Annotated in this window: 11 protein-coding genes; 7 read left to right on the top strand and 4 right to left on the bottom strand. The window is 72.6% G+C overall.

Annotated elements, in window-relative coordinates; translation table 11 throughout:
* Positions 1 to 28: 28 nt before the first annotated feature.
* Both pruA and AB0G20_RS35805 read right to left on the bottom strand, forming a co-directional pair.
* Positions 29 to 1,660: an L-glutamate gamma-semialdehyde dehydrogenase gene (gene pruA, locus AB0G20_RS35800; RefSeq protein ID WP_361310030.1), complete on the bottom strand. Its 1,632-nt coding sequence runs from the start codon at positions 1,658 to 1,660 to the stop codon at positions 29 to 31.
* A 54-nt stretch (positions 1,661 to 1,714) separates the two neighbouring features.
* On the bottom strand, positions 1,715 to 2,641 hold the full coding sequence (locus AB0G20_RS35805) for a proline dehydrogenase family protein (RefSeq protein ID WP_361310032.1): 927 nt from the start codon (positions 2,639 to 2,641) through the stop codon (positions 1,715 to 1,717).
* 189 nt (positions 2,642 to 2,830) lie between these two features.
* Between AB0G20_RS35805 and AB0G20_RS35810 the strand changes: the two genes are divergently transcribed.
* The 6 genes from AB0G20_RS35810 (at position 2,831) to AB0G20_RS35835 (ending at position 9,831) form a co-directional block, all read left to right on the top strand.
* A complete protein-coding gene (locus tag AB0G20_RS35810; protein WP_361310034.1) occupies positions 2,831 to 4,195 on the top strand; it encodes a helix-turn-helix domain-containing protein in 1,365 nt (454 codons plus the stop codon).
* 14 nt (positions 4,196 to 4,209) lie between these two features.
* Positions 4,210 to 4,854 (top strand): HAD family hydrolase, encoded by a 645-nt coding sequence (locus AB0G20_RS35815; protein WP_361310036.1) that lies wholly within the window; start codon positions 4,210 to 4,212, stop codon positions 4,852 to 4,854.
* 85 nt (positions 4,855 to 4,939) lie between these two features.
* Positions 4,940 to 6,433 carry an ABC transporter substrate-binding protein gene (locus tag AB0G20_RS35820; RefSeq protein WP_361310039.1) on the top strand — a complete coding sequence of 498 codons (1,494 nt, stop codon included), beginning with the start codon at positions 4,940 to 4,942 and terminating at the stop codon, positions 6,431 to 6,433.
* A complete protein-coding gene (locus AB0G20_RS35825; RefSeq protein ID WP_361310041.1) occupies positions 6,430 to 8,193 on the top strand; it encodes an ABC transporter permease subunit in 1,764 nt (587 codons plus the stop codon). Before AB0G20_RS35820 ends, AB0G20_RS35825 begins: the two co-directional genes overlap by 4 nt.
* Positions 8,183 to 9,151: an ABC transporter ATP-binding protein gene (locus AB0G20_RS35830; protein WP_361310043.1), complete on the top strand. Its 969-nt coding sequence runs from the start codon at positions 8,183 to 8,185 to the stop codon at positions 9,149 to 9,151. The genes AB0G20_RS35825 and AB0G20_RS35830 overlap by 11 nt, the downstream gene beginning before the upstream one ends.
* Entirely contained in the window at positions 9,148 to 9,831 is a 684-nt protein-coding gene (locus AB0G20_RS35835; protein WP_361310046.1) for a dipeptide/oligopeptide/nickel ABC transporter ATP-binding protein, read from the top strand. Before AB0G20_RS35830 ends, AB0G20_RS35835 begins: the two co-directional genes overlap by 4 nt.
* On the opposite strand, the gene AB0G20_RS35840 is transcribed toward AB0G20_RS35835, so the two are convergent.
* A complete protein-coding gene (locus AB0G20_RS35840) occupies positions 9,818 to 10,396 on the bottom strand; it encodes a TetR/AcrR family transcriptional regulator (protein WP_361310049.1) in 579 nt (192 codons plus the stop codon). The genes AB0G20_RS35835 and AB0G20_RS35840 overlap by 14 nt on opposite strands.
* 99 nt (positions 10,397 to 10,495) lie before the next feature.
* Between AB0G20_RS35840 and AB0G20_RS35845 the strand changes: the two genes are divergently transcribed.
* Positions 10,496 to 12,037: an MFS transporter gene (locus AB0G20_RS35845; RefSeq protein WP_361310051.1), complete on the top strand. Its 1,542-nt coding sequence runs from the start codon at positions 10,496 to 10,498 to the stop codon at positions 12,035 to 12,037.
* A gap of 54 nt (positions 12,038 to 12,091) precedes the next feature.
* On the opposite strand, the gene serA is transcribed toward AB0G20_RS35845, so the two are convergent.
* Positions 12,092 to 13,681, bottom strand: coding sequence for a phosphoglycerate dehydrogenase (gene serA / locus AB0G20_RS35850; protein WP_361310054.1), 1,590 nt, complete (start codon positions 13,679 to 13,681; stop codon positions 12,092 to 12,094).
* Positions 13,682 to 13,942 lie beyond the last annotated feature (261 nt).

Here is a 13,942-nt window from a genome sequence, read left to right on the forward strand (position 1 = left end):
GACCCGGCCCGTCGGTTCACTCGGCCTCTCAGCCCATGTGCGGGTACGTGTAGTCCGTCGGCGGGACCAGCGTCTCCTTGATGGCGCGGGTCAGGGTCCAGCGCATCAGGTTCTGCGGGGCGCCGGCCTTGTCGTTGGTGCCGGAGGCGCGGCCGCCGCCGAAGGGCTGCTGGCCGACGACGGCACCGGTGGACTTGTCGTTGATGTAGAAGTTGCCGGCCGCGTAGCGGAGCTTGTCGGCCGTGTAGGCCGCCGCCGCACGGTCGTTGGCGATGACCGAGCCGGTCAGGGCGTAGTCGGAGACGGACTCCATCTGGGTCAGCATCTCGTCGTACTTGTCGTCCTCGTAGACGTGCACGGCGATGATCGGGCCGAAGTACTCGGTGCGGAAGACCTCGTTCTCCGGGTCGGTGCACTCGATGACGGTCGGGCGGACGAAGTAACCCACGGAGTCGTCGTAGGTGCCGCCCGCGACGATCGTGCAGGAGGCGTCCTCCTTGGCGCGGTCGATGGCGGCCTTGTTCTTGGCGAAGGCACGCTCGTCGATGACGGCGCCGATGAAGTTCGACAGGTCGGTGACGTCACCCATCTTGATGCCGTCCACCTCGGCGGCGAGCTCCTCCTTGAAACCGGAGTTCCAGATCGAGGCGGGGATGTACGCCCGGGACGTGGCACTGCACTTCTGGCCCTGGAACTCGAAGGCGCCGCGGGTGAACGCCGTCTTCAGGATCGCCGGGTCGGCCGACGGGTGGGCGACGAGGAAGTCCTTGCCGCCGGTCTCGCCGACCAGGCGCGGGTAGGTGCGGTACTTCTCGATGTTGTTGCCGACCGTCTTCCACAGGTACTGGAAGGTGGGGGTCGAGCCGGTGAAGTGGATGCCCGCGAGGTCCCGGTGCTCCAGGGCGACCTTGGAGACCTCGATGCCGTCACCGGTGACGAGGTTGATGACGCCCTTGGGCAGACCGGCCTCCTCCAGCAGCTGCATCAGCAGCACGGCGGCGTGGGTCTGCGTCGGGGACGGCTTCCAGACGACGACGTTGCCCATCAGGGCCGGGGCCGTCGGCAGGTTGCCCGCGATGGCGGTGAAGTTGAAGGGCGTGATCGCGTAGACGAAGCCCTCCAGCGGGCGGTGGTCCAGACGGTTCCACACACCCGGGGAGTTGGCCGGGGGCTGCTCGGCCAGGAGCTTGCGGGCGTAGGAGACGTTGAACCGCCAGAAGTCGATCAGCTCGCAGGGCGTGTCGATCTCGGCCTGCTGGGCGGTCTTGGACTGGCCGAGCATGGTGGAGGCGGCGAGCGTCTCGCGCCACGGGCCGGACAGCAGCTCGGCGGCGCGCAGGATGATCGCCGCACGGTCGTCGAAGGACATCGCACGCCAGGCGGGCGCGGCGGCCAGGGCCGCGTCGATGGCGTCCTGGGCGTCCGCTTGCGTGGCGTTGCGGTACGTGCCGAGCACGGCCTGGTGGTTGTGCGGCTGGACGACCTTGAAGGCCTCGCCGCCGCCCATCCGCTTCTCGCCGCCGATGGTGCAGGGCAGGTCGACGGGATTGTCGGCCAGCTCCTTCAGCCGGGCCTCCAGCCGGGCCCGCTCGGGCGAGCCGGGGGCGTAGCCGTGCACCGGCTCGTTGACGGGGGTGGGGACCTGGGTCACAGCGTCCATGTTTTCCGTAACTCCTTACTGAGCGGTGTTTCGGTCTCAGCCCTTGAAGAGCTGTCAGCCCTTGGTGAGCATCGAGCGGGCGAAGAAGCGCAGGTTGGCCGGCTTCTCCGCGAGACGGCGCATGAAGTAGCCGTACCAGTCGGTGCCGTACGCGGTGTACACGCGCATCCGGTGGCCCTCTGCGGCCAGCCGCAGGTGCTCCTCGGTGCGGATGCCGTAGAGCATCTGGAACTCGTACTCGTCGAGCTTGCGCCCGGCCTGGTGGGCGAGCTCCTGGCCGATCGCGATCAGGCGCGGGTCGTGGGACCCGATCATCGGGTACCCCTCACCGTCCATCAGCGTCTTCAGAATCCGGACGTATGCCCGATCGATCTCGTGCTTGTCCTGGTACGCGACCGAGGCGGGCTCTTTGTACGCGCCCTTGACCAGGCGGACCCGGCTGCCGTTCGCGGCGAGTCGGCGGGCGTCGGCCTCGGTCCGGAAGAGGTACGCCTGGATGACGCAGCCGGTCTGCGGGAAGTCCTTCCGCAGTTCCTCGTGGATGGCGAACATCGAGTCGAGGGTGGTGTGGTCCTCCGCGTCGAGCGTGACCGTGGTGCCGATCTCGGCGGCGGCCTCGACGACCGGGCGGACGTTCTTCAGGGCCAGCTCGTGGCCGTCGTCCAACGCCTGCCCGAACATCGACAGCTTCACCGACATCTCGGCGCGGGTGCCGAGCTCCAGCGGCTTGAGGCGGTCGACGAGCTCCAGGTAGGCGTCCCGGGCGGCGGCGGCCTGCGCGGGGTTGGTGATGTCCTCGCCGACGACGTCCATCGTCAGTTCGAGGCCGTGGTCCGCGAGGTCCCGGACGACGGGGACGATGTCGTCCACGTCCTCGCCCGGGATGAAGCGGTCGACGACCTGCTTGGTCACCGGGGCCGCCGAGATCAGGCGTCGCATCCGGTCGCTGCGTGACGCGGCGAGAATCACGGGACCCAGCACGGGGCACCTCCAAGCACAAGCAAGTGAAGGCCGGACCCCTCGCGGACGATGCGTCGGGTACGGCACGGAGAACCACCGTGAAACCTAAGGATCCCTCCGATCGTCGGCCATCGACAGCTGTCACGCATCCGTGCCGCAGATCTCAGACAGATGTATGAAGGCTTCCGCGGAGTGCGCGACAATGCCCGGGTGACGTCAGAACGCAGGGGTGACTACGAGGAGCTGGTCGACGAGATCTCGGAGCTGCTCGGCGCGCCCGCGACCCTGGAGAACCGGGACTTCGAGCTGATCGCCTTCGGGGCCTACGACAGTGAGGGCGACCTCGATCCGTCGGCCCTGGACCCCGTCCGCACCCGCTCGATCCTCACCCGCCGCTCGACGGCGGCGGTCCGGGCGTGGTTCGAGGGCTTCGGCATCACCCGCGCCACGGGCCCGGTCCGCATCCCCCCGACACCGGAGGCCGGGGTCTACCGGGGCCGGATCTGTCTCCCCGTCCGCCACCGGGGCGTGGTGCACGGCTACATCTGGCTCCTGGACGACGAACCCGGCCCGAGCGAACGCCAGCTCGCCGCCGCCATGCAGGTCACGGCCCGCATCGGCGCCCTGCTCGCGGACGAGGCCCAGCACGGAGCCGACCTCAGCCGCGAGCTGCGGGCCGTCCTCACCGCCGAGCGGGGCTGGCAGAGCGACATGGCCGTCGCGGAACTGCGCACGGCCCTCGGCCCCCGCGCCGACGGCCTCCACGCCCTGGTGTGCGTCGCCCCCTGGCCCTCGGCCGACCCGGACGACGCCCCGTCGGTCCGCGCGGTCCCGGGCGCGACGGCCCTGTGCACGCTGCCGTGGGGGGCGACGGCCCAATGCCTGGCGGTGCTGATCCGTCTGCGCTCCCCGGACGTCCTCACCCCGGCGACGACGGCGGCGGGGCGACTGCTGGAGCGGGCGCGCGGGGGCAGCGGCGCGGGGAGCGCGGCTGCGCGGGGGGCGGGCGGCAGCGGCCAGGGCGGAAACGCCACCGGCGGCACGGACGGATCCTCCACGGGCACAGCGGGTGCAACGGGCAGAGCGGGAACGGCTCGCGGAACAGGCACGGCTAGCGGAACAGGCGGAGCCGGCCCCGCCGCCGCTGCCGCCACCCCCCGCTCCGGCCCCGCCGCCGGTGTCGCCACCCCCCGCTCCGGCCTCGCCGACCTGGCGACCGCCTGGGCAGAGGCGTCGGCGGCCGCCCGGGCGGCACTGGCCGAAACGCGGTTCGGGCCGGTGGCGCAGTGGGCGTCGATCGGGCCGTTCCGGCTGCTCACCGCCCTGCCCCCGGAGGTCGCCCACGACCCCGTAGCCCGCACGTTGCTCGCTCCGATCCACCACGAACTCGCCCGGACCGCCGAGGTCTATCTCGACTGCGCCGGTCAGGCCGCCCGGGCCGCCGCCGAGCTGGGCATCCACCGCCAGACCTTGTACTACCGCCTGTCCCGGATCGAGAAGCTCACCGGCCTCGACCTGGACGACGGCGAGGACCGTCTGCTGCTGCACATGGCCCTGAAGGCACACCGACTGTGAGGACCGGCCCGCCCATGCCCCTGATGCTCCTCGACCTCGACAACACCCTGGTCGACCGGGACGCCGCGTTCCGCGGCGCGGTGACGGCGTTCCTCGCCGGGCACGCGCTGCCCCCGCACGACGTCGAGTGGGTGATGACCCTCGACGCGAGCGGATACACCCCCCGCCATGAGGTCGCCCGGGCCATGGGCGGCCGGTACGGCGTCGACCAGGAGGCCGTCCGTTCCTTCCTCGACCGGGGCGCGGCCGACCGGGTCGTCCTGGACGGCCCCACACGCGCGGCGCTCGACCGGGCGATCACCGGCGGCTGGACCCTGGTCATCGTCACCAACGGCCGTACCGCACAGCAGGAGGCGAAGATCCGGAACACCGGCCTGGACGAGCTGACCCACGGCTGGGTCGTCTCCGAGGCGATCGGCCACAAGAAGCCCGCGCCGGAGATCTTCCACGCCGCTGCCGCCGCCGTCGGCTCCACCCTCGACGGCGCCTGGGTGATCGGCGACTCCCCGCACGCCGACATCGGCGGCGCCGCGGCCATCGGCGCCCGCAGCGTCTGGGTGTCGGCCGGGCGCCCCTGGCCCGACACCCCCCACCGCCCCACCCGGAGCTTCTCCGACGCCGCCTCCGCCATCGAGTCGGTCGTCCGCACTCCCATGTGATCCAATCGTCAATTGTTGAAAACGATTGTCAATGCTAAGGTCGGCGCAACCGCTCTCTTGACCACCCCTTTACCCGGAGGGCCCCGTGCGCGTCCCCCCTCGGCTCGTCCCCCTCATCGCCCTGACCGCTGCCTCCGCCCTGCTCACCGGCTGCTTCGCCGGCGGACAGTCGGCCTCGGACGACTCCGGGGCGGGAGGGAAGCGCATACGCGTCGCCATGATGCAGCCACCGCGCTCGGCACTGTCCCCGCTGTCGGACGACGCCTTCAAACTGTCGCGCTGGTCGACGGCGGAGACGCTGGTCAAGCTGGACGCGGACGGTGACGCCGAGCCCGCGCTCGCCACCGAGTGGACCCAGGCAGGAACGAGCTGGACCTTCACCCTGCGCGACGGCGTCACCTTCCACGACGGCACGAAGCTCACCGCCGAAGCCGTCGTCACCTCCCTCACCAAGGCCGCCGCGGCCTCGCCCAAGCCCCGCATCCTCGACGGCGTGGACCTGACCGCGAAGGCCGACGGCGACAAGGTCATCGTCACCACCGCCACCGAGGACCCCCTGGTCCCGCAGCGGCTCAGCTCCCCGCAGCTGTCGATCCTGGCCGCCAGGGCCTACCGGGGGAAGTCCGTCGACCCTGTCGGCGCGGGCACCGGGCCCTTCGAGCTGACGAAGGTCAACGGCACCTCCTCCGCCGCCCTGGACCGCTACGACCGCTACTGGGGGAAGAAGGCGAAGGCCCCCGGGATCGACGTGCGGTTCGTGCCCGACGGCACCGCCCGCGCGGCCTCCCTGCGCAGTGGCGAGGCCGACATCGTCGAGGCGGTCCCGGTCTCGCAGGCGGCGGTGCTGGACCAGGACCTGATCACCGAGGTGCCCATGCCGCGCACCAACACCCTCTACCTCAACACCGAGAAGGGCGCGTTCAAGGACGCCGGGCTGCGGGCGGCGGCCCGGGAGGCGATCGACGCCGAGTCGATCGTGAAGGGCGTGTACGAGAGGCGCGCCGACGTCGCCGAGGGGCTGCTCGGCCCCGCCCTGCCGTGGGCCGCGGAGCTGCGCAAGCCGGTGCGGCGGGCCGCGGCGGGCGACCCGGCCGGCAGGACGATCACCATCGGCACCTTCACCGACCGCGCCGAGCTGCCCGAGGTCGCCGCGGCGCTGCAACAGCAGCTGCAGAAGGCCGGGTTCAAGGTGAAGCTCGACGTGCGCGAGTACGCCAACATCGAGTCCGACGCGCTGGCGGGCGAGTTCGACGCGTTCATCCTCTCCCGCGCCACCGTCCTCGACTCCGGCGACCCGGCCGCCTACCTCTACAGCGACTTCGCCTCCGACGGTTCCTTCAACATCGCCCAGCTCGCCGACCCGGCCGTCGACAAGGCCTTGAAGAAGGCCGGCGAGATCCGGACCGGTGATGTGCGCCGGGCCGCCGTCATCGCCGCCGAGGCCGCCGTGCTGGGCACCGACGCGGCCGTGCCGATGCTGCACGAGCGGGTGATCCAGGGCGACGCCGCGGGCGTCACCGGCGCCGCGCACGACCCGCGTGAGCGAGAGCTCGTCACGGCGGACACCCACGTCAAGTGAAGGACCGTATACGACGGTTGGCCGGTGCCGCCGCGCTGACCCGCCTGTGCTGTCTGATCGCCGTCCTGGCCGCCGTCGGTCTGCTGCCCTGGCTCTCCGGCCGGGACCCGGCGCTGGCCGTGCTGCGCGCCCGCTCCGCCGAGCAGGACCCCACCGAGGAAGCCCTGGAGTCCGTACGGCGGGACCTCGGTCTGGACGCAGGGCCGCTGTCCCTGCTGGGCGGCTGGGCCTCCGACCTTCTGCACGGCGACCTCGGTACCTCCTGGGTGTCGGGCGCCGAGGTCCTGCCCTCCGTGGTCGCCGGGCTCCAGGTGTCGCTGGCGCTGATGGGCGCCTCGCTCGGCGTCGCGGTGCTGCTGGCGTGCGCGCTGGTGGCGCCGGTGCTGGTGCGGGGCCGGGCCTCGGCCGGGGCGTGGGCCGCGATGCTGGCCGCCGTACCCGAGTTCCTGCTGGCCACGGTCGCGCTGCTGCTGTTCGGGGTGTGGCTGGGATGGCTGCCGACCTCGGGCTGGGTGGGGCCGGAGAACATGGTCCTGCCCGCCGTGGCCCTCGGTGTCCCCGCGGGCGGCCTGCTCGGCCGGCTGGTCGCGGACGCGCTGCCCGCCGTGCTCGACGAACGGTGGGTGGAGCTGTGGCGGGGCGCCGGGGTGAGCCGGGCGGGCATCGCCGCCGCCGCGCTGCGCCGCGCCCTGCCGCCGCTGGTCCCGCAGTTCGGCATGGCCGCCGTCGGGCTCACCGGTGGCGCGGTCGCCGTGGAGACGGTCTTCGCCGTGCCGGGCATCGGCCGTACCGCGCTCGGTGCGGCCAAGTCGCAGGACCTGCCGCTGCTCCAGGGCTCGGTGCTGGGGCTGCTGGCGCTCGGCCTGGTCACGGGCGCGCTGGCGGCGTTCGCGCGGCGGCGGTTGCTGGGCCCGGCCCTGCGGGACGCCTCGCTGGCGCTGCCCCCGGCCCGGCCGGTACGGGCGCATCCCGCGGTCCCGGCGACGCTGTTCGCCGTCCTGGCCGTGACCATCGGCTGGGGCCTGCTGCGGGACCCGTACGCGGTGAACACCACGGCCAGGCTGGCCGCGCCCTCGTGGCAGCACCCGCTCGGCACCGACGGCCTCGGCCGTGACGTGCTCGCCCGGCTGGGTCACGGCGCCGCCACCACGGTCGGCACGGCGGCGGCCGTCTGCCTGCTGAGCCTGCTGGTCGCGCTCGCGCTGGGATTCCTGCCGCGGATCGCGGAGGGCGCGGCGGACATCGCCAACGCCCTGCCCCCGGTGATCGTCGGCATCCTCCTCGCGGCGGCCGTCGGGCCCGGCACCGGCGGTGCGGCCCTCGCGGTCGCGCTGATCTCCTGGCCGGCCCTGTCCGCGCACGCGGCGGCTCTGGTGCAGGAGGTGCGCGCGTCGGCGTTCCTCACCGCCCAACGGGCCATCGGGGCGAGCCCGTTCTGGATCCTCACCCGGCACGTCCTGCCGTCCGTGGCCGCCCCGGTCGCCCGGCACGCCCTGCTGCGGCTGCCGGGCATCGCCCTGGCCCTGGCCTCACTGGGCTTCCTCGGTCTGGGCGCGCAGCCACCGGCTCCCGAATGGGGTCTGCTGCTCGACGAGTCCCGCGCGTATGTGGAACGCGCCCCGTGGGCGGCCCTCGCCCCGGCGGTGGCGCTGGCCCTGCTGGCCGGTCTCGCGGTGTCGGGGGCCGCGCTCGCGCAAGGCCGCAGGACACGGCGCGTCACCCCGGCTCCGGTCACGAAGGAGGCCCCCGTTGGAGTCTGAGCCACTGCTATCGGTGCGCGAGCTGCGCATCGCCTTCGACGGGGTCGAGGCCGTGCGCGGCGTGTCCTTCGACGTCCGCCCGCGCGAGGTGCTGGCCGTCGTCGGCGAGTCGGGAGCGGGCAAGTCCCTCACGGCCCGTGCCCTCCTCGGCATGCTCCCGCGCTCCGCGACGACCAGCGGGACGATCCACCCGGACCTCTCGGCCCACCGCGGCCGCCGCATCTCCCTGGTCCCGCAGGACGCCCTGTCCGCTCTCTCCCCGGTGCACCCGGTGGGCGACCAACTGGCCGCGGCCGTGCGGTCGGTGGCCGGGGTGTCCCGCAAGGAGGCGCGGGCCCGGGCGGTCGCGGCCCTGGACCGGGTCGGCATCCCCGACGCGGCCCGCAGGGCACGGGCGTATCCGCACGAGTACTCCGGCGGCATGCGGCAGCGCGCGGTGATCGCCATGGCGACGATCAACGAACCGGACGTCGTCGTCGCCGACGAGCCCACCACCGCTCTCGACGAGGAGCGGCGCGACCAGGTGCTGCGGCTGCTGGCGGAGCAGCGGGAAGCCGTCGGGGCCGCGCTGGTCCTCGTGACGCACGACATGGACGTCGTCGGCGGCCACGCGGACCGCGTGCTGGTCATGTACGCCGGGCGTCTCACCGAACTCGGCGCGGCGGACGAGGTGCTGGCCCGTCCCCGGGCCCCGTACACGGCCGGCCTGCTGGCGTCGCTCCCCCGGAACGCGCTGCCCGGCGGGCGCCTGCCCACCTTGCGGGGGACCCCGCCCGTCCCGGGCGCGCTCCCGCCGGGCTGCGCCTTCGCCCCGCGCTGCCCGCTCGCGGCGGACCCGTGCCGCACGGCGGAGCCGGAGCCCCGGCAGCTGGACGGACGCCTGCTCGCCTGTCACCGCGCCGAGGAACTCCCCCATCCCGCCCACGCGTTGTTCCTGAAGGAGCGCCAGACCGCATGACCGACGACCTTCTGCTGGATGTCCGGGACCTGGTCGTCCGCTACGGCCCGGTCACCGCCGTGGACGGTGTCTCCTTCTCCCTGGCCGCCGGCGAGACCCTGGCCCTGAGCGGCCCGTCCGGCTGCGGCAAGTCCTCCACGGCCCTGGCGGTGCTCCAGCTGCGCCGCCCGGACGCGGGACATGTGCGCTTCGAGGGACGGGAGTTGACGAATCTCTCCGATCGCGAACTGCGTCCGCTGCGCCCGCGCCTGCAACCGGTCTTCCAGGACCCCTACGGCACCCTCAGCCCCCGCCACCGCATCCGGGACGCCATCGCCGAGCCCCTGAAGGTCCAGGGCCGCTGGCATCCCGCCGACGGCCCCGCCCGGGTCGCCGAACTCCTCGACCGGGTCGGACTCGACCCCGCGTACGGCGACCGCAGGCCGCACGAACTCTCCGGCGGCCAGTGCCAGCGGGCCGGCATCGCCCGCGCCCTGGCCTCCGGCCCCCGCATGCTGGTCCTGGACGAGCCGGTGTCGTCACTCGACCCGTCGGTTCGGGCAGGTGTCCTGAACCTGCTGGCCGACCTCCAGGACGACCTGGGCCTCGGCTACCTGTTCATCTGCCACGACCGGGCGGTCGTACGGCACTTCGCGGACCGGGTCGTCGAGATGCGCGAGGGGCGCGTCACGTCCGGGTAGCGCCCTCGATCACCTGACGGAGCCCCGCGGCGAGCTGACCGGCCTCGGGTGCGCTCTCGGGGTCGAAGGTCCACTGCGCCATGAGCCCCATCATCAGGGTGAGGTAGAAGTAGCCGAGGGTGTCCACCCGCTCCTCGGGGACGTCCTCCTCGCGCCCTCCGTGGAAGAGCGTGACGATCCCGCGCGCCCCCTCACGCTGCGCCCGCGCCAGATGCTCCCGCACTTCCGGCAGCTGGTCCCCCATGGCCACGATCTCCATGCTGAGCCGCCACATGGACCCCGGCTCGCGCATGGTCCCGATGATGTTCGCCCACACCTCGGTGAACCGCTCCAGCGACCCCGGCTCGCCCCGCAGTTCGCCGCCCCCCTCGAAAGCGTCGGACATCCCCTCCACCATCCCGACGTACGCCTGCGCCAGCAGCGCGTCCTTCGAGCCGTAGTGGTAGCCGATCGACGCCAGGTTGGTCCCCGACTCCTTGACGATGTCGCGCGCGGTCGTGCGCAGGAAGCCCTTCGCCAGCAGGCAGCGCTTGGCGCCTTCGAGCAGATCCTCACGGTGTCCCATGACACATCACCCTACCTCCGCGTCCATACATGCGTCCCATACGAGCGTCTTAAACAGTCGTACTAGACAACCGTTTAATACGCTCGTACAGTCCTGGCCATGACGACGAACCCGCACCCTCCCGCCCGCGCCGGCCGCCGCGAATGGACCGCTCTCGGTGTGCTGATGCTCCCGCTGCTGCTGGTCTCGATGGACGTGTCCGTCCTCTACTTCGCGATCCCCGCGATCAGCGCCGACCTGGAGCCGAGCGCCACCCAGCAGCTGTGGATCTTCGACATCTACGGCTTCGTGCTGGCCGGCCTGCTGATGACGATGGGCTCGCTCGGCGACCGCATCGGCCGCCGCAGGCTCCTGCTGATCGGCGCCGCCGCCTTCGGCACGGCCTCCCTGGTCGCGGCCTACGCCACCAGCGCCGAGACCCTGATCGCCGCCCGCGCGGTCCTCGGCATCGGCGGCGCGACGCTGATGCCGTCCACGATGGCGCTGGTGCGCACGATGTTCACCGACCCCGCGCAGCGCACCAAGGCGATCGGGGTGTGGTCGGGCGTGATGACGGCCGGCATCGCGCTCGGCTCGGTGATGAGCGGGGTGATCGTCGAGCACTTCTGGTGGGGCTCGGTCTTCCTGGTCAACCTGCCCGCGATGCTGCTGCTCCTGGTCCTGGGCCCCGTCCTGCTGCCCGAGTCGCGCACCCCGAACCCGGGCCGCTTCGATCTGCTGAGCGTCCCTCTGTCGATGGCGGCGGTGCTCCCCGTGATCTACGGGCTGAAGGAACTCGCGTCAGAGGGCTGGAACGTGCGGTACGTGATGTCGGTGACCGTCGGCCTGCTCTTCGCCGCGCTGTTCGTCCACCGCCAGCGCACGGCGGCCTCCCCGCTGATCTCGCCGGCGCTGTTCCGGGGCCGCGGCTTCAGCCCGGCCGTCGTCCTCAACCTCGCCGCCGCCTTCGGCATGATGGGCTCGGCGTACTTCACGACCCAGTACATCCAGTCGGTCCTGGGCAACAGCCCGCTCGAGGCGGCGCTGTGGAGCCTGCTGCCGTCGGTGCCCATCGCACTCGCGGCGCCGGTCGGCGCCCACCTCGTGCAGCGGGGCGTGCCCCGCGCGTACGTCGTCGGCGCAGGCTTCGCCGTCGCCTCGTGCGGCTACGTGATGCTGGCCCTGGCCGGTACGGACTCGCGCTGGCTGCTGCTGGCCGCGTGCGCCGTCCTGGCCTGCGGCATCGTCACCGTGATGTCCCAGGTGGCCGACCTGGCGCTGAGCTCCGCTCCGGTGGAGAAGGCGGGGGCGGCGTCGTCCCTGCTGGAGACCGGCACGGAGTTCGGCGGCGCGCTGAGCATGGCGTTCCTCGGCTCCATCGGCACCGCCGTCTACCGCCACGAGATCCCGGCCTCGGCTCCCACCGCGGCCCGCGAGACCCTGGGCGGCGCCCTGGCCGTGGCCGACCGGCTCCCGGGGCGCGCGGGGGACGCCCTGGCGACGGCGGCACGCGAGGCCTTCACCAGCGGCATGCACGCGGCGGCGGTCACGGGCGCGGTGCTGCTGGCCGCCGCGGCGGCAGCGGGGGCGGTGACCCTGCGGCGGGTCCGGGTACGGACAAACGCCGGACAGGCTGATCAGCTCAGCCCGTCCGGCGTTTGAGGGACGAGTCCGTTCGCGGCGAACGGGGGTCCGGGGGCGGAGCCCCCGGGAAGGTCAGGCCAGGTTCACCGAACGAGCGGACGTGGCGCCGATCTCCGCCGCGACCTCGGCCAGCACACCGGCGGTCACCGTGTCGTCCACGGTCAGCACCGCCAGCGCCTCGCCACCGGCCGCCGCCCGCGACACCTGCATGCCGGCGATGTTGAGGCCCGCCTCGCCGAGGATGCGGCCCACCGTGCCGACGACACCCGGCCGGTCCTCGTACTTCAGCACGATCATGTGGTCGGCGAGCGCGAGGTCGATGTCGAACTCCCCGACGGCGACGATCTTCTGGAGGTGCTTCGGGCCGGCCAGCGTGCCGGACACCGACACCTCCTCGCCGTCGGCGAGGGTGCCGCGCACCGTGACGACGTTGCGGTGCTCGGTCGCCTCGGAGCTGGTGGTGAGGCGCACCTCGACGCCGCGCTCCTGCGCGAACAGCGGGGCGTTGACGTACGACACCGTCTCGTCGACGACGTCCTCGAAGACACCCTTGAGCGCGGACAGCTCCAGCACCTTCACGTCGTGCTGGGTGATCTCGCCGTACACCTCGACGTCGAGGCGGACGGCGACCTCACCGGCGAGCGCGGTGAAGATCCGGCCCAGGCGCTCGGCGAGCGGCAGACCCGGCTTGACGTCCTCGGCGATGACACCGCCCTGCACATTCACCGCGTCCGGCACGAGCTCACCGGCGAGGGCGAGGCGCACCGAGCGGGCGACGGCGATACCGGCCTTCTCCTGCGCCTCGTCCGTGGAGGCACCGAGGTGCGGGGTGGCGACGACCTGGTCGAACTCGAACAGCGGGGAGTCCGTGCAGGGCTCCTTCGCGTACACGTCGAGACCGGCACCGGCGACCCGGCCCTCCTTGAGGGCGGAGTACAGCGCCTCCTCGTCGACGATCCCGCCACGCGCGGCGTTGACGATGCGCACGCTCGGCTTGACCTTGCGCAGCGCCTCGTCGCCGATCAGGCCGAGGGTCTCGGGGGTCTTGGGGAGGTGGACGGTGATGAAGTCGGAGACCTCGAGCAGCTCGTCCAGCGACAGCACCTTGACGCCCATCTGCGCGGCGCGGGCGGGCTGCACGTAGGGGTCGTAGGCGACGACCTTCATGCCGAAGGCCGACATGCGCTGCGCGACGAGCGCGCCGATGCGGCCGAGGCCGACGACGCCGAGGGTCTTCTCGGCCAGCTCGACGCCGGTGTACTTGCTGCGCTTCCACTCGCCGTTCTTCAGCGCGGCGTTCGCCTGCGGAATGTTGCGGGCGGTGGCGACGAGCAGACCGCAGGCCAGCTCGGCGGCGGTCACGATGTTCGAGGTGGGGGCGTTGACGACCATCACGCCGGCCTTGGTGGCGGCGGAGACGTCCACGTTGTCCAGGCCGACGCCGGCTCGTGCGACGACCTTCAGCTTCTTCGCGGCGGCGATCGCCTCGGCGTCGACCTTGGTCGCCGAGCGGACCAGGATCGCGTCCACGTCGGCGATGGCCGGGAGCAGCTCGGCTCGGTCCGCACCGTTGCAGTGCCGGATCTCGAAGTCCGGGCCCAGCGCGTCGACGGTGGCGGGCGACAGCTCTTCAGCGATGAGTACGACGGGTTTCGAGCTCACGTGAGTCCTCACAAGTCCAGTGCTGCGGACGGCCGTCCCGACGGCCGCAGGCGGTGGAGGGTGGTGGCCGCGTGGAAGACGCACGACGCTGTGGGCCTGACGCGTTATGTGTGCAGCAGTCTAGTGGCGCCGGGGGCGTCGTCTTGCGCCGCTGCGGAAGGATCACCCGTCCGTGGCCGGACGGGATGGACAACGCCGTACCACCGACGTTACCCGGGGTTCGCCGAAGGGGCCGGAGCGGAATGCTCCGGCCCCTCGGGC

Source organism: Streptomyces sp. NPDC024017 (genome assembly GCF_040638895.1).
In the GTDB taxonomy this organism is placed as follows: domain Bacteria; phylum Actinomycetota; class Actinomycetes; order Streptomycetales; family Streptomycetaceae; genus Streptomyces.